Here is a 21,924-nt window from a genome sequence, read left to right as displayed (position 1 = left end):
AATGAATATACCCACACTGGATTCAGACGGGCTGTGGCTCGGGCGTGTTGAACGCGCCGGGATCGGCCCCAGCGTGGTAACACTGCGCCATGGGCGAGTTGTAGATATCACGTCGAATACGGCACCAACTGTCCGGGATATCCTGGAACGCGACGATACAGCGGACTATGTACAAAAAGCTCAAGGTCAAGATATCGGCCCGCTGGACACTGACCACCGATGGCTCGCCCCGTGCGACTTGCAGGCCATAAAGGCCTGCGGTGTCACATTTGCCGGGTCTATGGTCGAACGCGTGATCGAGGAACAGGCTGCAGGCGATCCTGCCAAGGCAGATGCGATCAGAGCGCGTATCGGGGACCGGATCGGGGAAAGCCTCTCGAACATCGTACCGGGATCGAGCGATGCCGCTGAGGTCAAAGAGGCCCTGATCGCCGAAGATCTCTGGAGCCAATACCTGGAAGTCGGGATTGGCCCCGATGCCGAAGTGTTTTCCAAAGCACAGGTTTTGTCCTCAGTCGGGTTTGGTGCGGATATTGGGCTTCACCCCATTTCAACCTGGAACAATCCCGAGCCCGAAATTGTTCTGACCGTGACTTCGCAAGGTGAAATTAAGGGTGCAACACTTGGGAATGACGTAAACCTGCGTGATGTCGAAGGCCGCTCAGCCCTGTTGCTGAGCAAGGCAAAAGACAACAATGCCTCTTGCGCAATCGGGCCGATGATAAGGCTGTTTGACGAGAAGTTTTCGTTGGACGATATACGTCAGGCCGAACTAACGCTTACCGTCAAAGGACGAGATGGGTTTGTGTTAGACGGTAGTTCGTCGATGTCCCAGATTAGCCGTGATCCAGTAGATCTTGTGAAGCAGACCATCGGACGCCATCATCAATATCCTGACGGGCTGATGCTGTTTCTCGGAACTCTATTCGCCCCAACCCAGGACCGCGATACTCCCGGTGGTGGATTTACTCATAAGCTTGGCGATGTCGTCACTATCGCCAACGCACAACTTGGGGCGCTGACAAACACGGTGCGCCTGTCGACGGAATGCCCCGAATGGACCTTCGGGGCGTCTCACCTGATGCGAAACCTCGCCCATCGCGGCCTGCTATAAGAGAGAACTAACATGTTGACTGGAAAACACCTGATCGCTGGCGAATGGGTCGGCGCAGAAGCGACCTTTGCGTCGGAACCCGCGCATGGTCCCAGCCATGACTTTGCCGTGGGAACCCCCGTGCTTGTCGACCGAGCCGTGAAAGCCGCTGAGGATGCCTTTGCCAGTTTTGGTTGGTCCACCCGCGCCGAGCGCGCTGCGCTGCTGCGAAAAATCGCGGATGAAATTGATGCGCGAGGAGATGCGATCACCGAAATCGGAACACAGGAAACCGGACTGCCCGAGGCACGCTTGCAGGGTGAACGTGGTCGCACCGTGGGTCAGTTGCGCCTGTTTGCAGATCATATCGAGGCCGGAGACTACCTTGACCACCGCCACGACACTGCCCAGCCAGATCGTGCGCCCCTACCCCGCCCCGACCTTCGGATGATCCAGCGGCCGCTGGGCCCCGTTGCTGTATTTGGTGCGTCTAACTTTCCTTTGGCATTTTCTGTCGCGGGCGGCGACACAGCCGCAGCGCTGGCTGCGGGGTGCCCGGTCGTCGTCAAAGGTCACTCGGCCCATCCTGGTACTGGCGAGATCGTTGCCCAAGCAATCGACGCCGCCATCAAGGCGACCGGTGTTCATCCCGGAGTGTTTTCGTTGGTTCAGGGCGGCAAACGCGATATTGGCACCCGTTTGGTACAACATCCGCTGATCCGGGCGGTGGGCTTTACCGGCAGCCTGGGTGGAGGGCGCGCCCTGTTTGATCTGTGCGCACAACGCGATGAGCCCATTCCGTTTTTTGGAGAGCTGGGTTCCGTCAACCCAATGTTCATACTGCCACGAGCCGCAGCCGCGCGCGGGGTTGAGATCGGTGCGGGCTGGGCGACTTCGCTGACGATGGGCGCAGGTCAGTTCTGCACCAATCCCGGTATCGCCGTGATCATTTCCGGTCCGGATGCCGATGCATTTCAGTCCGCAGCCGAGGCCGGCCTGTCTTCGGTAGATGACCAGACCATGCTGACCGATGGAATTGCGGCGGCGTATCGGGACGGTGTTTCACGTGTCGCCGCTGGAACAGGCGTTTCGAAGGTCATGGGCACCGGATGCGACGGGCGCGACTCTGCCCCATATCTTTTCACCGTTTCCGGTGATGACTGGCTCGCCGATCACAAGTTGCAGGAAGAGGTCTTTGGACCTTTAGGCATTATAGTGCGCGTGAAAGACATTGAGCAGATACAACAAATCGCCAGGGCCATAGAAGGCCAGCTGACATGCACGCTGCACCTCGATGAAGACGACAAACCAGCGGCTCAGGCATTGCTACCGCTGCTCGAGCGAAAGGCAGGGCGCCTGCTTGCCAACAGCTTTCCCACAGGAGTCGAAGTTTGCGACAGCATGGTCCACGGCGGCCCTTACCCTGCCTCGACCAATTTTGGTGCCACATCCGTCGGGACATTATCGATCCGGCGCTTTCTGCGACCGGTTTGTTATCAGGACATCCCATCTGACCTTCTGCCCGAGAAACTGTGAGGTTGCCCATGTCGACATTCAAACCATCCAACCGGCTTGCGGATAAGACCGCTCTGATCACGGCGGCCGGTCAAGGCATTGGACGCGCAACCGCTGAATTGTTTGCGGCCGAAGGTGCCCGTGTGATCGCGAGCGACATCAACGATGCTTCGCTTGCCGAATTGGGCAGTATCCCCGGGATTGAACCGCTCAATCTGGACGTAACGAACAATGAGGCCGTGACCGCTGCTATAGCCAACCTGCCAAATCTGGACGTTCTGTTTAACTGTGCGGGCTATGTTGCGGGAGGCTCAATCCTTGAGTGCAACGAAAAGGACTGGGACTTCAGTTTTGATCTCAACGTCAAAGCAATGTTCAGACTGATCCAGCTGACCCTTCCCGGAATGCTGGAGGCAGGCGGCGGGTCGATCATCAACATGTCTTCGGTGGCATCATCAATGAAGGGTGTACCCAACCGATTTGCCTATTGCGCCTCAAAAGCGGCGGTAATTGGCTTGACCAAATCTGTGGCTGCCGATTTCGTGACCCAGGGCATACGATGCAACGCGATTTGTCCGGGCACCGTCGACAGCCCGAGTCTGCATGAAAGACTGCAGGCCACCGGAGACTATGAACAAGCAATGACGGATTTCATTGCACGTCAACCGATGGGTCGTATTGGTACAGCGGAAGAAATCGCAGAACTGGCGCTGTATTTGGCCAGTGACGCAAGCAAATACACTTCGGGTCAGCCCTTTGCCATCGACGGCGGCTGGACGATCTGAGCAGGAAGGACCTTATAATGAAATTACTACGTTATGGCCCCCGAGACGCTGAGAAACCCGGCATGTTAACCTCGGACGGCACTGTTCGCGACCTTTCCGAATTGGTCGATGACATCTCAGGTGAAACTCTTAGTGATGCCGTTCTTGAAAAACTGCGCACTGTAGATGTGGCCAGCCTGCCTGTTGTAGACGGCGATCCACGCATTGGCCCTTGTGTCGGCAATGTCGGCAAATTCATTTGCATTGGTCTGAATTATGCCGACCACGCCGCAGAAAGCGGCATGGAGTTGCCTGCTGAGCCAGTGATTTTCTTCAAGGCAACCTCTGCCATCATTGGCCCCAACGATACGGTCGAAATCCCGCGCGGATCTGTCAAAACCGACTGGGAAGTGGAACTGGGCGTGGTCATCGGCAAAGAGGCCAAATACATCTCAGAGGATGAAGCCATGGACCACGTTGCCGGATACTGCGTTGTCAACGACCTGTCTGAGCGTGACTTTCAGCTTCACCGCTCAGGCCAATGGGTCAAAGGAAAATCCGCCGACACGTTCGGCCCGATTGGCCCCTGGCTGGTGACCCGGGACGAAGTGCCAGACCCGCAAAACCTGCCGATGTATCTTGAGGTAAATGGGCACCGGTATCAGAACGGTTCAACCAAAACGATGCATTTTGGCGTGGCAACCGTCATATCTCACCTGTCGCAGTTTATGTCGCTGCAACCCGGGGATGTGATTTCAACAGGAACACCGCCCGGCGTCGGTATGGGGCAAGATCCGCAGATCTACCTGCAACCCGGCGACAAAATGGAGCTTGGCATAGAAGGATTAGGTGTGCAGCGGCAGGACGTTGTGGCCGGATAACCTGAAAAGGTTCAAGTAATCCTCAAAACACTTGTTGAGCCAAACCCCGGATCAAGCGTTCGGGGTTTGGCCTTAAAGAGATGCGCTAACCCAAACAACACAGGCGTTGACGTGCGTATTTCACTTGGAATTCCGGTTCGGCTTACCGATTTGGCAATGCCGCTCAATATCATTGCGGCAATACGGTTCCAATTAAAGCTGTAGCCTTGGCTCTGAGTGCGTGAAGTGCCCTGCATGCCGGAGTTGCTCGGTTGGAAAAGGTGGGCAGAGAACGGTTCCCTGAAGGTGCCATTGTTGTCGTCTCATAAGGACCCCCGTCGTCGGCGCAGTTATCACCTCGATCCTCCGGTCAGCCGCTGACAAACCAGCTTGCTTTCGCCCTTCAAAGACGATTGGATCAAAGGACAATCATGCACTAACAATCAAGTTTGGCTACTTGGGTGAAGCTGATCACTGGCACAGTGTTGTTTGTTGCGGACCTTCGCCCTTAATGAGGGTAATCAAGGAACATCTTGAGACAAGCAGATGAAGAACAAAGTATGCGGCTGCGCACCCATCACACCTTCGCGCACTACTCATCGAACGCCACTGCCGCAGGTTGGTGTTTCACGTTCTCTGCGTGACACAATCAATGCGTTAATGGTTCCTATTCCCGGTGGTATTTTTGAGATGGGGACGAGAAAATCACGCTACGCGGATGATCTTGACAGCCCGCCGCGACGGGTAAAACTGTCGGGCTTCAATATTGGGCGCACTACCGTCACAAATGAGGTTTTTGCAGCATTCGTGGCGGAGACCAGTTATCTAACAACCGCTGAAATTGAAGGCTGGTCTTATGTCTTTTACCAATTTGTACCTGACACCTGTCTTACCAGAGGATTTGCCCAACATACCCCTTGGTGGTGTGGGGTAGAGGGCGCCTGCTGGAGTAGCCCCGAAGGACCGGGAAGCGATGTTACTGCCCGCGGGCGACATCCGGTAACTCACATCAGTTGGCATGATGCCGTGGCATTTTGCGAATATACCGGTACGCGTTTACCGACTGAGGCGGAATGGGAGTACGCAGCACGCGGTGGATTAAAGAGGAAGCGTCTGCCTTGGGGCAATGCTCTCGTACCCGGGTCAGGCCATGCACAGAACGTTTGGCAAGGCATTTTCCCTAATGAGAATTTGGCAGAAGACGGTTACGTCGGCACGGCACCGGCCGACAGTTATGATCCAAATAACTATGGCCTATACACAATGACCGGTAACGTCTGGGAATGGTGTGCGGACGCGTTTGGGCCACTGCCACATGGCACCCAAGGATCTCCGGCTGTAAACCCGCTATCCCAGGTGGATGGCCCAGGTAAAATCATACGGGGTGGGTCATATCTATGCCATGCCTCTTATTGTGAGCGCTACTTTGTTCACTCCCGAACCTGGAATATGCCAGACAGTTCAACTGGGCATACCGGCTTCAGGATAGCTTCATGAAACAAAGTCGAAACTCGCACACGTATCGACTTAAATCCCTTAGTTTGCACTCGAGATCCACGCAAATCCGGTTGGCAGAAATACTCTTTTAAGGTTTCAGAAACCGGACTTCAGGCATGTTTGCGATTTGTGCCAAATCTTGTTCGTACAGTTCTGAAAATGCGCTGAGAATATCATCTGACCAACCGGGTAGATCAATCTCTTCCTCGATTTTGTCGGGTTCTGCAAAGTCTTTCAGGATGCGCGACAAGTCCTTTCGCAAATCTTCTTTCTCTGGCGCTGGATCTTGCCGGATTAAGGACAAAACCTCGCGCTGACCGGTCGGACGTAGCAATGAACTTAGTAACCCATATTCATCGTCGAAAACTACGTCATCCTGAAAGCCCCCCATCAAACGGAGAATATCACCCCAAATCAATGGCGTGTCCTCATTGCTCCACAAAGTCATTTTCACATTGGGGGCCAGATCTCTGATATCCTCAATCATACTGAGCCAGCTCAGGCAGCTCAGGTCGGTGTTTTCAAAAACGGCTCTTCGCTGATCTTCAGTTAATGACATCAGCACTTTGGGAATAAAAACACCGGGATTCCGTACCGCTAAAAACAACTCAATCTGAGTATCTTGTAGTACTTCATCAATATAAGCCAATCGCTGACCTGCCAATGGATAAAACTGGCCTTCATGGATGGCTTCGGCGATACCGCCCAGGATTTCATCGCTGGACAACATCGTCCGTTTGACGTCTGGATTGTTCGGTAAAGCTCGTCGCAATTGTTCGTGTAGGGCCGAACTTGGTGGTTCCGTCCACAATGATTGAAGGACAGGCCAAACCGAATGCTTAAATCTGCGAGGCCTGGGAATGTCCACGCCATTTTTTGAGAATACACGCCCGTTGGCTTGAAGAGACTGCAACAGTCGACCTTCATCGGTAAAAGCGACACCAGCATGGATGACCAACTGCATTCTATTTTTGTCCTTGCATCCTGTAACTCCTGCCCCCACATCAAGTCTAAGTATCGATTGTCGCAAAGCACCCGACAGAAGGACATAATTCTTCCAGTGACATGTTGAAAGATATTACTTTCGATCTTGTTCTGAAACCTGAATTTCCTGCTGAAAGTAGTTAGATTTTTTCGAGATGAACCCCTGACTGGGACAAGCAGCGAAAAAGATGAAAGACCTCACAGCACCACCGGGAATATCCCTCCGACAATGCCAAAAATCTCAAGTGACGATACTAGATCGTCATGCTTAGCAAGTTCTAGGTATGCACGACAAAAGGTTGAGCAGGGGAGCACTTGCACTTGCGTCAATCTAAAATCAAAGTTTGTGGCACCCAATCTTTGTGCCTAAGCTGGCACAAATCTCCGGGCAAAGAACACCGAACCCAATCGACATTGACACCTAGGTGAACACGAGCAAAAACGCGTTCTTCGCACCAATCCAACTCTGATCAATAAGCACAATGCAGGTACCCAGATGGCACGTCTCCTAATTTCGGCGATGAAAAATGAAGCGCCGTATATTCTGGAGTGGGTAGCGTATCACCGACTGATCGGTTTTGATGACATTCTCATTTACTCAAACGACTGTACAGATGGCACTGATGATCTGCTGGATGCGCTTGCGGCACGAGGGTGGTTAACCCACGAGCGCAATCAAGACTATGCAAAGAAGGGGGTGCAGTGGACCGCGCTAGAACTGGCCGGCAAGCATAAGCTTACCAAGGCTGCCGAGTGGATTTTGTTTTCGGACATCGATGAGTTCGTAAACATCAAGACAGGTACAGGACATCTTGATGATCTGTTTGCGTCAGCTCCTGATGCTGATGCGTACGCGCTGACATGGCGACTCTTTGGCAACAGCGGAAAGGTGGACCTTTCAGCGTCCCCTGTTCTGGAGGAGTTCACACATGCTGCCCCGTTTCCCTGCTACTCACCTTGGGAGGCAAGCCACTTCAAAACCTTATTCCGCAATGACGGGACCTATCAAAAGCTTGGCGTGCACCGCCCTAAAAAACCTGAGAGAGATCGCGTGCACAGTTTTCGGTGGGTTAACGGCTCAGGTCGACCGCTACCAGGTTTTTACCAACAGCGTGGCTTAATAACGTTCGGGCCTTTGGCGGGGATGGATCTGGTTTGTCTCAATCACTATTCGGTCAAATCTGCCCTTGCCTATCTGGTGAAGTCCTCTCGTGGCCTGCCAAACCGATCGCACAAAGAAATCGACCTGGGATATTGGGCTGACCGGAATTTCAACTCGATTGAAGAAAGGTCGATCCAGCGTCATTTGCCGGCGTTGAAGGAAATGCTCGACGAACTAAACGCTGACAAAGAACTCAGCAGATTGTCACAACAAGGTTTACGGTGGCACATAAAGCACGCGAACGAGGTTATGGATACGCTGGATGGGCTGCAGCTTTTGACTCGAATAATTGGAACGGAACGGCGCGACGTAGATCCGCAACTTGCAAGAAAGTTGCACGCAAAGGGGACGGAACTGCGCAATCTTGCGGAAGCAGAAGAAAACAGCAAGACCAGATAACCTTTGTTCAAGATAGCTCAAACCCGCTGCGGATGTGCGCTTAAGCTGGGAAAACTGCTTTTGTTGAGAATCCAAGGATAGACCGCTGGCTAGATACGTTGACTATTCATGTTTGTCCCCGAACACAAAAAAGGCACGCTTTGACGCAACTGATTGCAAATGATGGGTCTGAAACTTGAATTGGAAAAGTCAGACTGGTGTAATCCCGTTGAAGGAACGAAGCGCAGTGTTCTGTCTGTGCGAACACTGTTGTGGAAGAGGCTATCCTTATGGTCGCGTTTAATCGAAGCCGCCTGAAGAGCCGTGATTTTGGGGCGTTCGTTCTTCTTGATGCAGTTGAAACGGTCAGAGACGACGGGCGGCTTCTAACTCTGTTCTTTGACCGAGAAGTCCTGCCCGAACAAATCTGCCCACGCCAAGGTGCCGAGCTATATACATATGGCACACTCGGCGGCCAAACGGTGATGCGCTTTCATTTGCACGACGCAGTATCCCTGGTGTTCATGATAGACGGCCAAGAATGTTCGATTGAGGTCGCAACACCCAACTTTGCCGCCTTCGAAGGACGAAATGCACTTGCTGCAGTGCGCAACGGTGAAGACGCTGAAGTTGTGCTGGATTGGTTGGCCTATCACGTGGATCAACACCAGATGGATGCGGCTATGATCCTAGACCGCGCAAAGCCCGGAGAGGATGAGGCTTTCGCCCGAGATTTACAGGCCGGTCTGCGGCAACGTGGTCTGACCTGCAACGTCGAATTACTCAGCAGTGACATGCCTCTTGGCCGAGCTGACCTACCGCCCGAATGGCACCCGTTTTGTGCCCCAGATGCCCCGGGCAAAGACCGAATGGACGTGCCGTCTCCTGACCGTTGGCATAGCCCTCTGGGCGCAGTGTCCGTTTATGAAATGATGCGTTTGCGCGGCCTATCGCACGCTCGGGCTGTCGCAAATATTGATGTATGCGACCTCATCACGCGTGGTGAGGATTCCATTTTCGATCTCGCCGTGAATACATCCAGTGGATTGATTTCTCTGGTTGGCCGGCGCTGTTACCCTTGGCGATTGCGTGATCGGGCCAATCCGCACTTTAGTGACCATATCTGTGTTCAGTTTGACAATCCCGGCGCGAGCAATCGTTGGTGCATAGCACCAAAACAGGTGTCCGATCGCGCCGTCTGGCGGCTTGTTCGGATCGGCAATGTCAATCCGAGTGGATCTGTCACCGGGGCGTTTTACCGTTTCACAGCTCTACGTCATCCTGCGCCGTCAGTTTCGCAAATCGTGCCTAAAACCTCTTTGGTTGAAGATTCATATCTGATCAACCAATCTGAAACACTTTGGAATGGAAGCCCCGAGCGTGTTCCACAAATTGCCCTGACGCCAGCGGCCAACCAAACTGGCGGACGTGTCATCGTGACTGCCATGAAAAACGAAGGCCCTTTCATACTTGAATGGCTGGCATATCATCGTGCAATCGGTTTCGACGATGTGATCGTATACACAAACGACTGTACCGATGGTACGGACACAATGCTGAAGCTCTTACAGCGCAAGGGATACGTACAACACCGAGAAAACCCGTTTCGCGAGATGGGGTTAAAACCGCAGCACGCTGCACTCCGCTCAGCGCAAGAAGAAGAGATCGTTGCCAACGCCGCATGGGTGACCTGTATCGACGTGGATGAGTTTGTGAATATCAAATGCGGCAATGGCACACTTGATGCGTTGTTCGAACACGTTCCGGATGCCAACATGATTGCAATGACCTGGCGTTTGTTCGGCAACGGCAATGTGCATCTTTTTGACGAAAGCCCGGTTATCGAGCAATTCATCCGTTGCGCACGTGAATTTACACCCAAGCCACATCAGGCATGGGGATTCAAAACGCTTTTCCGGAACGTTGGTCTGTTCAAGAAGCTGGGCGTTCATCGGCCGAAAGGGCTCAATCCGCAACTGTGGGAAAGTGTTCATTGGGTGAACGGATCAGGGCAGCCTTTGCCGCGCCAAATGTATCGCAACAGCTGGCGCTCCACGACCGGAACCTACGGGTACGATCTTGTGCAGCTCAACCACTACGCAGTGCGTTCGGCAGAGAGCTTTTTGGTAAAAAGAGACAGGGGCCGCGTGAACCATGTGGACCGCGATCAGGGACTCGCTTACTGGTTTCGTATGAACAATAACGCTGAAGTTGATCGCTCTATTGCCCGGATGCTGCCAAAGATGCGCGTCGAACTGAACAAACTTCTCAAAGATCCTGAGATCGCCGAAGCCCATCATTATTCACTAAAGTGCCACCGGACCAAGATCGAGGAGCTTAAAGCGAGGCCCGACTACAACCAGTTCTATTCTGCGTTAACGAGCCACCGGATGGAACGCCTCTCGCTCTTGCACAGTCACTTTGGTGCGAATGTTTTTTTGTCCGGCCCGGAGGTCGTGCCAGATGAAGTGATCGCCAAACGTCCGGATGCTGATTGGTTCTTCACGGTGGAACGTCAGGATGTCACACAACACTAGGTTACCTGAATTGGTCGCCCGTCACCCATTGTAACTGATAGCAGAATTTGCTCGAAAGGTCAGGAATGCCAAGTCTAAGTAGTCTTTTGTTATTGAGGTCGTCTTGAATCAGAAACCGGTCATTGGAATGCTGTGGATGGAAGGATCGCTCAGCTTCCTGGAGCAGCTTTGTATTAAATCATTTGTGGATGCAGGTCACACCACTGTCCTGTATCACTATGGGCCACTGAAAAACGTGCCAGATGGCGTCGAATTTGCAGATGCCGCCGATATCTTGCCGCGTGAGAACTTTCTGGCACATGAGCGTACTGGTAGCCCCGCCCTGCATTCTGATCTGTTTCGCTACCGGTTGCTTGAACAGAACGACAACATGATCTGGGCTGATACAGATGCCTACTGCATGAAGCCTTTCGAGACTCCCAATGGCCATTTTTACGGTTGGGAATCCGAAAAACACGTGAATGGAGGTGTTCTTGGATTACCACGTGACAGCGATACGCTGCGCGCGCTTCTGGCTCATACAAGCGATGAATTTGCAATCCCCGCATGGTATGGCGAGGATTATGTCAAAGAGCTTGAAACCGCCCGGGACGCAGGTAATCCGGTTCATGTCGGTGAACAGCCATGGGGTGTTTGGGGTCCACACGCAGTGACACATTTTCTGCACGCGACCGGTGAGATCGAGTTTGCGCTGCCTCAGGACAGGCTCTATCCATTCACTTTCAAAGACCGTCGCATGATGTTGAAGCGCAAATTCGACGTGTCTCCCTACATAACCGAAAACACCTGTTCCATTCACCTTTACGGTCGTCGCATGCGTGCGCGTCTGGTAGAAAAAGAGGGCGGCGCACCCCACCCCAAAAGCCTGTTGGGAAAGCTTCTGATCAAGCACGGAATTGATCCGGACCTCGCGCCGATCCCCAACAAAGGCCGCCCCGAAAGAAACAGTAAGCCGATTGCTAAAGACACTCCTGCAATGCCAGCCACAACCATTGATCTTGACCCCGCATCTCCTGTTCCTGCATCTGAAAAATATGGTCGAGGGAAGATTAATCTGACCGACTTGGCGGATCGCTACAATTCGGACAAAGGATCGAAAAAGCACCGCTATTCAGAACTCTACCAGATGCTCTTTCTTCCATATCGAGATAAGGATATCTCGTTTTTGGAAATGGGTTTGCAAATCGGGGGGCCCGAGCACGGCAAGCATGCCGACCGAACCACTACGGACGCACCCTCGGTGAGAATGTGGCTAGAGTTCTTTCCGAACGCCCAAATTCATGGGCTGGATGTATCAGATTTTAGTTGGTTCAGCGATCCGAGGTTTACCTTCCATCGCTGCGATATGGATACGCGTGAGAACATTCGTAACGCTGCTCGAGATATGCACGATGAGTTCGACATCATAATTGATGACGCAAGCCATGCATCGCACCATCAGCAGAATGGGTTTCTGGAACTTTTCGGAAAGCTGAAATCGGGCGGAATGTACATTATCGAGGACCTGAGATGGCAACCCGATACAATGGAAAAACCCGGCATCACAAAAACCGCGGCTTTGTTTCAGTCATACCTCAAAAACGGTGTGTTCAGCCACTCTGACAGCAAAACAGCCGCAGAATTCAATGCAATGAGACTGGATTTCTCGGGAGCTTTCATATTTCAGGCGCAATTTGACAAGACCCGTCGCGATCAGGTTCTGATTGTGCATAAGCGCTGATTGTCATGGAAGACGTGGACCACAACAAGATACCCAGTTGGTACGGAGAAATATTTCCGGCTGGCGGAAACGATGGTTGGTACCACAAGTTCGGAGAACATGCCGCATCCTTTGTCGAACGCGATACGGCGCAACTCGTAATATCCTTCGACAATCTTTCAGATGCGGGCTACCCGTATCCTGATATCGAACCTTGGGCCGGGAAATTTGTTCGCGAAAACGGCTGGAGCCATCTTGGTATATATGCCCGTGGTCCAAGCTGGTTTCGCGATCAAAAGCTGATTGCGTTTCTCGAACAGTTAGAACGTACAGGCTTCTTTAGAGGCTTCGAGAAAATCGCGTTGATCGGGACGTCAATGGGTGGGTTTGCTGCATTAACATTTTCCTCTCTTTGTCCCGGTGCCACAGTCGTGGCACTTAGCCCGCAATCTACATTGCAGAGCGATCTGGTTCCTTGGGAAACACGGTTTGGCAAAGGGCGGGATAGAGACTGGTCGTTACCTTTTTCTGACGCTGCTTCTCAGTTGAATGGTTTGGGGAAAGCCTATGTTCTCTATGATCCTTTCTTTGCACCAGACAAACGACATGTCATGCGTTTACCGCAGCAGAAGCTTATTCACTTGCAGGGCTTCGGGTTTGGGCACAAATCGGCTGTGGTTCTGCGACGACTGGGGCTTTTGAAGCCATTTATGCAGGGCGCTATCAGCGGAGAGCTCCAACCGTCAGAGTTCTATAAATGGATTCGCAAGCGGAGAGAACTGTACGTTTACCGTATCGTCATGGAAACGCACCTGAGCACCCGTGGCAAAGAAGATAGAATCGCGAGGTTTCGCCGCGCCTTTCGTACCAATAGACGCAAATCTCAGCTTTCGGCTGCAGCCGTCGATGAGCAATCAGCCAAATTGCCCGGGGAACGGTAATCATGGCGCAAGAGAAAAAGAACATTGTTCTGATTACCGTCGACGATGGCGGTGCCTACTCTCAGTATCGTGAAGCTTTTGGCGCACCTCTGCACCTTCCCAACCTTGATCGGATCGCCGAGGATTCGGCGGCGTTTGACTCGGCATATTGTCAGGCCCCGATTTGTGGTCCATCACGCAATAGCCTGATGTCGGGTCTGTCACCTTACCAAACTGGCATTCTGGACAATTATACGAACCTGTTCGATGTGTTGCGCCCCGAACAGCTTTGGCAATTCAAGCTCAAGCAAAGGGGATACTATTGTTCGACCGCCGGGAAGGTTCATCACAGTTTTGCTCCTCTTCCCAGGCCGGTGCATGATATTCTTTATTCGCACCCCCCACACCCGTTGCGCCTTGGTCCTCCTCAATCCGTCCCTGTCAGGCGTTTTGGCGGCTTGACCGGCGGAGCCGGTACTACTGATCCCACACACGATTCACTCTATTATGACCATCAGTCCGCGACAGATGCAGTAGAGTTTCTGGAGACCTACGATGGGGCCGCGCCATTTTATCGCGAGATCGGCTTTCACCATCCGCACATACCGTTCAAAACGCCTGAAGCCTTTAAGCGGTTGTACAACGAACAGGATTTCCAGATACCTGAGGCATGGAATGATGGGTTCGATACGACCGGGTATCCCGACCGATTTATGGGAAAGAACATGGATCTTCGAGACGCTGACTACTGGCGTAAATCGGTTCGAAATTATTTCTCAGCCTATTCTCATGTTGATAGCCAGATTGGTCGCATCTGGGCCGCACTCAAATCGTCGCGCCATGCGGATAACACTGTCCTGATATTTACCTCAGATCATGGCTACCATCTTGGCGATAAGGGGCGGATGCGCAAATTCACGCTCTGGGAAGAAAGCTGTCGCGTTCCCCTGATCATTCACGACCCTGATGCGCAACCAAGACAGGTTCGTGATCCAGTTGCTTTATTGGATGTCGGACCGACCATTCTTGACTATGCTGGTTGCCCGCCGATGCACAGTACGATCAGCAGATCGCTGAAAGATATGACGCACGGTACCTCTGACCCAGAGCGCGCTGTTCCCACATTTCTATATGGCAATACATCCATGCGGAAAGGCGCATATAGGATCACGCTGTATCAGAACGGTGAAAGCGAGTTTCACAATGTTCAAGACGACCCATGGCTGACCAAGAACCTCGCGGGTAAACATCCAGACTACGCGAAATGGCGACAAGATTTGAGTCAGGTTTGCGCCTCCCACGGCCTGCTCCTCCCCGAGGCAGAAGGCAGTGCGGCGCCATTTCACGTAAGCTTTACAGATTCGACGGATCCACCCAAAGCTGGCAGTGTTGGGGCCATCGGATCGTTGGACGCTTCTCCTGAAGACACTGCGCCGACCGCGCCGGGGGCCAGAGTTCATTATTCGACACTAAACCATGACGGTACAGCAGCACTGCCCGATGGGTTTGCCCGCATGCACTATGGCGCCGATGCAAGTGGCGGTGTAAACCGCTTTGTTGCGACCGGAAACCAGCAAGACAATGAGTTTCTTTTCCCTGGGAGCGTAAATCGCTTCCAGCTAACTGTGCATCCCGGTCCGGGGACAAACCGTATCACCGTGCAGAATGACGATCTGGTGGTCTATTGTGGTGAGGGCGAGAACTCCATTCTGGCAGCAAATGCCAATTGTGTTCTCTACGGCGGGACCGGGAAAACAACGATGACGGCCGGAAAGGGGTTCGCCCGAATGGTCGGCGACAGCGGTGATACCACTATGATTGGTGGCCACGGCCCTGTTTCGATTGTCACCGGTAGCGGCTGCAATCGCATCACAGGGGGACACGGTGATACGCAAATCACTCTGGCCGAAGGCAGCAATGATGTTACTTTGCGCAGTGCGAACACAACAATCACTATCCAACGAACCGGCCTGCCCCAAAAGATCCAAGGATTCCAAGGTGGAAAGATTGACCTGAGTGATTGGGCCTCACTAGGTCAAGTGCGTGTCAGGCAATCCGAAGATGACACGATACTCAGCTGTGGGACGGAACGGGTGGTTTTTGCCGGCGTGCCTCAGGCATCGCTACTCGCAGCGATCTGCGGTTTGGAAATAGCTTGAAACAGGAGCGGATGTGACATGGAGCACGCTCAGGAGAAGTCCCATGCCGATCTTATTGCAGCACTGCGAACGGGCGAAGACATCGCTATTGCCGGATATCGCATAGCGCTGACCCGCCGAACTCCCAACCGTCTGGTTATCCAATTCCTGACCGAGAACGGAATGCCTTCCCTAACCGACGAACTTTGCGAGGAAGATGAGCTCAGTCAGATGCGCGTTATCCTCACTGACGAAACAACTTCGATTTCACCCGAGTTAATGGCTTTCTTCGAAACTCTGGCCGAAGGTTTGCTGGTTGATGACTTTAGTTCTCACACACTCTGCGCCGCGGAAGATGCATCTCACAGCTTGGTGGCATTGGGGAATTTCCTGCCGAATGCCACCCATTTATTTGTCGATCCGCCAGAAGATCTCGCTCCCGTGTCGCCCGGGGTGGACAGGGCGCGCGCAGCCAATCTTGCTCGGACCTATATCCTGTACGATCCGTTTCATGACCCACTAAAAGGGCTGCGGCAGGTTTATGATGAAAATCAGGCAACATATCTCAAGTGCTTTGGTTTCGGGGCCAGCTGTACGCCCGGCCTAAGGCGGAAAAAATTCCTGAAAGCAATCCTTCCAGGTTTGTTGCGAGGTGAGTTGCCCCCGGATCTGTTTTATGAACGTTTGCGAGGGCGCAAGGATTTTCCTTTTTACCGCAAAGGTATCGAAGCAGCGCTTGTCGCGCGCGGCCAAGTTGAACGTGCCTCCAGGTTCCGCCGTGCCTTCCAGAACCGGCGGAGCTATCTCACAAAACCAGAATTACCTTTTGAGAAGCTGGTGATGCGTGCAGAGGCTGAGCGTCCTCAAAAGGTGGGCGCCTGGATACGAGCCAAGCCTTACAATCCAGAAACTGCGTGGCCTAGCGGAGGAGGAAACGTCTGGATGTTGGACGTGCGACCAGATTGCCTGCGCTATCTTTCCGACCGGTGGGAAAGAACAACCATCGGTTTTGAAGAACGCGATGGCGTGACACTGGCTCAGACACCTCCCACGGCATTGGGTTTCGTGGGATTTGGGGGCGATCTGCATGTCCCCCGAACTCTGGCGCGAAGATTCCGCTGGCATGTCGTGAACGAAAAACTGGATGGAACCGGAGCACCTTTCGGCCCCTTGGCTGAAGCAACACTAAGCAGTGAACGCCGCTATGAGAGTGGGGAAACTCTGTTTACCAATGTTGCCTTAAGCCAACCTCAGCCCGGTATAACTGCAGCGGATGCAGACCCGCACGCAGAACCCTACAGGTTATTGCTGGAAAGGGTGAAGGTTGCTTGCGCTACGTTGAAGGGTTGGGAAAAGGCTCTGGTTATTGACCGCCTCCGCCTCGGACTGCTTCGCGGTGACATGACAATTTCCGAGTTGGATGCGGCAAGACACTACAGGCAAACCACCACCTCTTTGGTACGTGATCTGACACAGATAACCGGACAGTCCGCCGAACCTGTAATAGTTGTAACCCAAGGGGGTGGTTTCGAGGACACAGGGCGTATTGAAGCGTTGTTGTCCGAAGGTCGATTTGATTTGGACAATCCCGGTGTGAAATCGGTCGTTGCAACTCCGTCATATCCTTGGCCCCTTATGCCCGATACGCCAGCAACACCCAGTTCTGTGTCTGCTCTCATGATGGATGAACTCTGTGATCTAGCCGTTCAAGCTGTGCAAATGGGAAAACAATGGTTCTGCCCTTCTCTGCAGATCGCTCACTTGGAAGGGCGCGAAATTCTGGCCGAGTTTTCATCAATGGACGGGTTGGTGCTGGAGAATGATACACATGGGTTTCGTCTCGATGGCATGGCGCAAAATTTGCCGGCAATCATTGGCGCCGAGGTAATTTCAGACCGTCACATCCGCCTGGTTTTAGAGGAAGAACCAGATGAGCCCGAACTAAGCCTTGCTTACGCATGGGGTCATGTGGGGAGTGAAGACCGCGAAAACCGCACAGCTAACCATGGTGCTTTGCGCGACCGGTGGCAAGCCGACAGCCTTGCAGTTTCTGGACAAACACTGCATCGCTATGCCTTGTCGGGCCGGGTGCCTCTGTTACGGAAAGAGTGAAGCGCGTGCTTCTTTTTTCGAACTTCGCATCTGCTCAAAAACGCGCTAGCAATTGTCGCGTTCACTGTTGATTACGCATAAAGCACTTGTCAGAGACAAACAGTGCCCCCTGTAGTTTGAAGGCGAAGAGTAGAACTCAAACATGAACCACGAACGTAACCGAAAATGGCGCGACAATTTTCAAGAAGCCGCAGGAGAGAATGGGTTCTTTGAGGAGTTGAGTCATGAACATCGGGCATTGTTCGTTCAAAAGGGAAAAGTGCTTGTTGTCGCATTCGAAAATCTCGATGACGCACGGCAGGACCCTGACAATCGTCTGCCCTGGGGAATGGATTTCATAACATCCCGGGGATGGTCTGCATTAGGGATCATGGCCCATGGCCACACTTGGTATCGTGACCCCGCTATAGCCACATTTTTCGACGGACTTCGAGACAAAGGTTTCTTCAAACAATTCGAGCGGGTGATTTTCTATGGGGTGTCAATGGGTGGGTATGCTGCGACCGCCTACGCCGCTTCTTGTCCTGGCGCAGATGTTTTGGCTGTGAACCCACAAGCCACGTTAAGCCGCAAAGTTACTCTGGGCTGGGAAACCCGTTTTAAGCCCGCATGGAGGCGCGATTATGAAGGCGCTTACGGCTATGGGCCGGATGGTGTGCGTCAAGCCCGTAAGGTTCGCTTGTTCTATGACCCGACAATTGCAGCGGATGCCTTGCATGTCGCATTATACCAAGGGTCAAACACAGAAAAGTATTTGTGCCGTCACCACGGTCACGGGATGCTGACCACGTGGCGGCACATGGGAGTGTTGAGCAAGATCATCACCGGTTGCATTGAAGACAGCTTGACGCAACAAGAGATCTACGCCCTCCTAACCGCGCGCAAAAGCAGCGCTTTTTATCAGAAACGCATGTTGAACCATCTGCTGAAACGTGGGCGGCCGTATTGGACAGCGCAGTATTGCAACGCCGTTCTCGAAGCCTGCAAACCACAGAAGCGTCCTAAGTTTCTACGCGCCAGAAACGAGGCAAATGCTGTGCTGATCAAACAGGGAAAAAAACCTGTTTGAGGAAGCATATTGGGCCTGATTGGTATGCCCTCGTTTCACCCAGCTTCCATTACTTTGGCTTCCTGTATCTGTTTGATCAATCCGACCCTTGATCAGCGAAATAGTTTTCACGAATCCAATCGCGAACTTCAGAGATAGCTGGCTCGTTCTCAATTGACCTGATCCGTTCCCGATGCACGTCAATCGAGGCCCGATGTAAATCCAGGAGTTTCTTGTCCGATATTAACGCATCCCACTCTTTGCGGGCCCGAGGCAGCAGCCTATCAATGTGTCCATAAAAATTACCACCAAGAGACCGCTTACGATAATAATGATGATCCGTGCTTCGCCGGTTATCGGCAACACTCCCACGCCACTGTTTCATCAGGTAAGATTCCGCGCTGCGCAATGGATGGTGATCCAATTGGACCAAATCATAGCGACCGCGCCTGTCGATGCCGTTTTCGTGGTTAACAACAAAGTCCTCAGGAACCGAATTACCCGATCCATCCAGCCAGACCAATTGATCAAATGAGCCCGCGAATATCCCTGGTCGATGTACTGGCCAGGTTTCAAAATTATCGGCGCCATGAATGATCGACTTAACCCCCCGCCGGGCCTGCCAATGACCCGGCTTGTCAGTTTCGTGCTCCCGGAACATCTCGGTGAGCCAGCCGTCTTTTAATTCCCAGTTCCCGCTGCTCGAAAAATTCAGTTCCGAGATCGAAAGAACATGAAAAGGCCCCGCTGCATTCAACAGATCGGTCACCGTTCCGTCGCCGACCTTAATATTGATGAACTCATCAACGTCCGTCTGAATTACATAATCCGCCCTTCGTACCTGAGGCATGTCCATCGCAAATTTCATGGCGAGAGGTTGAAAGTACGTTGACTTGGCTGCCTTGGCCGGATTGGGCAGATGGGTCACGACACCCAACTCATCCAACCGATCCAATAGAAGGTCAGTTCCGTCCGAACAGTCATTAGAAAATACCACAAAATTCTGAATTCCTATCGAACGATGAAAGGCCAGCCACTCCAGCAGGAATGGGCCTTCATTTCGCATGCAGGTCGGAATGATGAACTGAGGGTTGTCGTGATTATGTACCGGGCTGGATGGACCTCGTGTCAAAAACCTTGGCACTTGTTTGACGGGCATTCTCGAAAACACCCAAACACTTCCCGAGCGGTACTCATCTTCGGCACGGAACCCGAGGTCATCAAAGAACTTCAGAACCTTGCGCTGCCCTTCAACTCCGTAGACCAGCGGATGCAGCTCGATGATAACTGTCCGAACGTTATCCAACGTCAACCCATCAAAAATCTCGAGTTCTCCGCCTTCAATATCGGCGATGATCACGGTTGGGTCGATCTCTTCGATCAAATCGTTCATGGCAAAAGCGGTCATGGGAACCACTTCTTTGTATGGGCGCGAATCCGGCTCCATACTGGAAGACCAAAAATGACCCCGCAAATAGAACGGAACTTGTTCTGCCGCTACCCTTGACGCTATCCCATGGCGCAGTTCAACCGTGTCTATTCCATTGATTTTGTGTGTTTCTCGGATAACTTCCAGTAATTCAGGATTGGCCTCTACTGACACTATCCTTTCGACGCCTTCAATCTTGGAGACCGCACTTGCGACAAGGCCGATACCTGCCCCAAGATCGAGAACCCTGTCACCCTTATGTATGAATTTTCGTGCAGCAGCGCATTCGCCAACTTCGTAATTTCCAAGCCTCATCTGTCTTTCGATGCGAGGGGTCACGATGTTCTTACAAAGAGGCAACTTTATACCCTGAACCTCAATCAGCTCATCGTAGCTCAGATCATTCATACTACAGAAATTCCCATGCAAAGTTTCTGCCTCTGTATACTATCTGTTTTGGTTTGAATTCTACACCTTGCTGCCCGTCTGAAGATCATTGTTGCTATTTTCTGAAGTTACCAATTGTTGCGCTGAACTTGCCTCGGAAACTCATTTCAGGCACCTTGGGCAGGTGGTTTTTTCGGCGATCAGGGCGTGTCTGGATGACTAAAAAGGCAATTTCTCACAACTTCCAGTCCACGACGAAAGATGGCCCCGAGTTCCGAACCTGGTTTCGGGGCGAACATACAAACTTCAATCCGACAGCCTTACAAATGGTCGATGAAGAAGCCGTAGAGACCTTTGTTTTAAAGGGGTGGCAACCAGATACTCCGTGTATAACCCCGGAAACCCAGATAACTGCCTTCGGTTCTTGTTTTGCGGCGAATATCTCAAATTGGCTGTCAAAACGGAATTTTCGGGTTCTGACCCAGGGCGAAGAGGCCAAGCGTGCCTATGTAGTTAGTTGCGGCGAAGGGATGGTTAACTCGTTCGTAATTCGCCAACAGTTTGAATGGGCTTGGGAAAACAAGGTTTTCTCGCAGGTTCTTTGGCATGGGTACAAGGCAGAAGAATATGGCTATGACCCTGTGGCACAGGCGCAAACCAAAGAGCTGTTTGACAAAACAGACGTCTTCATCCTGACCTTCGGGTTGAGTGAAGTTTGGTACGACGAGCCCACGGGCAATGTCTTTTGGCGCACGATCCCAAAGGACGTTTATGATCCATCCCGCCACAAGTTCCGGGTCGCCAGTGTGGAGGAAAATCGCCAGAATATTGACGCGATCTACCAGTTGATCCGCAAGCATCGTCCAGATGCGAAAGTAATCGTAACCTTGTCACCGATACCGCTGATCGCAACCTTTCGCGACAATTCCTGTATAACCTCGAATTCAGTTTCCAAGGCATCGCTGCGTGTTGCCATTGATGAAGTGGTGCGCGCGCATAAAGCAGAAGGCAAACTGTTTTATTGGCCTTCCTATGAACTGGTCACGGATGTCTTCAAGATGCCGTACAAATCCGATCGCAGGCATCCGCACATTCCAGTACTGGACTATATCATGACGCGGTTCGAGCACAGTTGGTGCGTATCATCGGAACAGAACCCGCCGCCATCACTTGATGAGGCCTGGGTCAAAGCTTGTGCCGCCGCCGGGCTACTACCCGCTCAGCTGGATGGAATAGTGTCCGGGAAACGACCGTACCGCATGCGGCAACTGATCAACGGTGGTGAGCGTCTCGACCGGGATGATAAGGTGCATTCAGGCAAAATCGCCATGTTGAAACGATTGCTGTTCCGCTGGGATGCCGAACGAAAAGCTGGCGCGCTTCAGTCAGACCAATAAGTCC

General features: G+C 52.5%; 15 protein-coding genes. 13 read left to right on the top strand and 2 right to left on the bottom strand.

All coding sequences use genetic code 11. The features are described 5' to 3' along the window. The first annotated feature begins 1 nt into the window (after nucleotide 1). The 5 genes from ACR0CW_RS14545 to ACR0CW_RS14525 all read left to right on the top strand — a co-directional run bounded on the left by ACR0CW_RS14545 (nucleotide 2) and on the right by ACR0CW_RS14525 (nucleotide 5,729). Nucleotides 2–1,114 (top strand): fumarylacetoacetate hydrolase family protein, encoded by a 1,113-nt coding sequence (locus ACR0CW_RS14545; RefSeq protein WP_480788341.1) that lies wholly within the window; start codon nucleotides 2–4, stop codon nucleotides 1,112–1,114. A 12-nt stretch (nucleotides 1,115–1,126) separates the two neighbouring features. Then, nucleotides 1,127–2,629: an aldehyde dehydrogenase (NADP(+)) gene (locus tag ACR0CW_RS14540; protein ID WP_480788340.1), complete on the top strand. Its 1,503-nt coding sequence runs from the start codon at nucleotides 1,127–1,129 to the stop codon at nucleotides 2,627–2,629. A gap of 8 nt (nucleotides 2,630–2,637) precedes the next feature. Beyond that, the gene (locus ACR0CW_RS14535; RefSeq protein WP_155149266.1) at nucleotides 2,638–3,393 is read left to right on the top strand and encodes an SDR family oxidoreductase; all 756 of its coding nucleotides are present in this window, start codon (nucleotides 2,638–2,640) and stop codon (nucleotides 3,391–3,393) included. Nucleotides 3,394–3,410: 17 nt separating this feature from the next. Continuing rightward, nucleotides 3,411–4,253: a fumarylacetoacetate hydrolase family protein gene (locus ACR0CW_RS14530; RefSeq protein ID WP_480788339.1), complete on the top strand. Its 843-nt coding sequence runs from the start codon at nucleotides 3,411–3,413 to the stop codon at nucleotides 4,251–4,253. A 525-nt stretch (nucleotides 4,254–4,778) separates the two neighbouring features. Further along, a complete protein-coding gene (locus ACR0CW_RS14525; RefSeq protein WP_480788338.1) occupies nucleotides 4,779–5,729 on the top strand; it encodes a formylglycine-generating enzyme family protein in 951 nt (316 codons plus the stop codon). Between the two features lie 88 nt (nucleotides 5,730–5,817). Here ACR0CW_RS14525 and ACR0CW_RS14520 read toward each other — a convergent pair whose 3' ends face one another. Beyond that, nucleotides 5,818–6,693 carry a hypothetical protein gene (locus ACR0CW_RS14520; protein WP_480788337.1) on the bottom strand — a complete coding sequence of 292 codons (876 nt, stop codon included), beginning with the start codon at nucleotides 6,691–6,693 and terminating at the stop codon, nucleotides 5,818–5,820. Between the two features lie 516 nt (nucleotides 6,694–7,209). Here ACR0CW_RS14520 and ACR0CW_RS14515 point away from each other — a divergent pair. The 7 genes from ACR0CW_RS14515 (at nucleotide 7,210) to ACR0CW_RS14485 (ending at nucleotide 18,728) form a co-directional block, all read left to right on the top strand. Then, nucleotides 7,210–8,274, top strand: a complete 1,065-nt coding sequence (locus ACR0CW_RS14515; protein WP_480788336.1) for a glycosyltransferase family 2 protein — start codon at nucleotides 7,210–7,212, stop codon at nucleotides 8,272–8,274. Nucleotides 8,275–8,777: 503 nt separating this feature from the next. After that, nucleotides 8,778–10,790, top strand: a complete 2,013-nt coding sequence (locus ACR0CW_RS14510; protein ID WP_480788335.1) for a glycosyltransferase family 2 protein — start codon at nucleotides 8,778–8,780, stop codon at nucleotides 10,788–10,790. Between the two features lie 103 nt (nucleotides 10,791–10,893). Next, nucleotides 10,894–12,510 carry a hypothetical protein gene (locus ACR0CW_RS14505; RefSeq protein WP_480788334.1) on the top strand — a complete coding sequence of 539 codons (1,617 nt, stop codon included), beginning with the start codon at nucleotides 10,894–10,896 and terminating at the stop codon, nucleotides 12,508–12,510. A gap of 5 nt (nucleotides 12,511–12,515) precedes the next feature. Then, the gene (locus tag ACR0CW_RS14500) at nucleotides 12,516–13,430 is read left to right on the top strand and encodes a hypothetical protein (protein WP_480788333.1); all 915 of its coding nucleotides are present in this window, start codon (nucleotides 12,516–12,518) and stop codon (nucleotides 13,428–13,430) included. Nucleotides 13,431–13,432: 2 nt separating this feature from the next. Beyond that, a complete protein-coding gene (locus tag ACR0CW_RS14495; RefSeq protein ID WP_480788332.1) occupies nucleotides 13,433–15,568 on the top strand; it encodes a sulfatase-like hydrolase/transferase in 2,136 nt (711 codons plus the stop codon). A gap of 18 nt (nucleotides 15,569–15,586) precedes the next feature. Then, on the top strand, nucleotides 15,587–17,659 hold the full coding sequence (locus ACR0CW_RS14490; protein ID WP_480788331.1) for a hypothetical protein: 2,073 nt from the start codon (nucleotides 15,587–15,589) through the stop codon (nucleotides 17,657–17,659). A gap of 142 nt (nucleotides 17,660–17,801) precedes the next feature. After that, nucleotides 17,802–18,728 (top strand): hypothetical protein, encoded by a 927-nt coding sequence (locus tag ACR0CW_RS14485; protein ID WP_480788330.1) that lies wholly within the window; start codon nucleotides 17,802–17,804, stop codon nucleotides 18,726–18,728. A 76-nt stretch (nucleotides 18,729–18,804) separates the two neighbouring features. On the opposite strand, the gene ACR0CW_RS14480 is transcribed toward ACR0CW_RS14485, so the two are convergent. Further along, a complete protein-coding gene (locus tag ACR0CW_RS14480; protein WP_480788329.1) occupies nucleotides 18,805–20,544 on the bottom strand; it encodes an FkbM family methyltransferase in 1,740 nt (579 codons plus the stop codon). A 194-nt stretch (nucleotides 20,545–20,738) separates the two neighbouring features. Between ACR0CW_RS14480 and ACR0CW_RS14475 the strand changes: the two genes are divergently transcribed. Continuing rightward, the gene (locus ACR0CW_RS14475; RefSeq protein WP_480788328.1) at nucleotides 20,739–21,920 is read left to right on the top strand and encodes a GSCFA domain-containing protein; all 1,182 of its coding nucleotides are present in this window, start codon (nucleotides 20,739–20,741) and stop codon (nucleotides 21,918–21,920) included. Nucleotides 21,921–21,924 lie beyond the last annotated feature (4 nt).

The sequence above is a fragment of the Ruegeria sp. CH6 genome (genome assembly GCF_056537005.1).
This window is presented reverse-complemented; position numbering and strand designations above follow the sequence as displayed.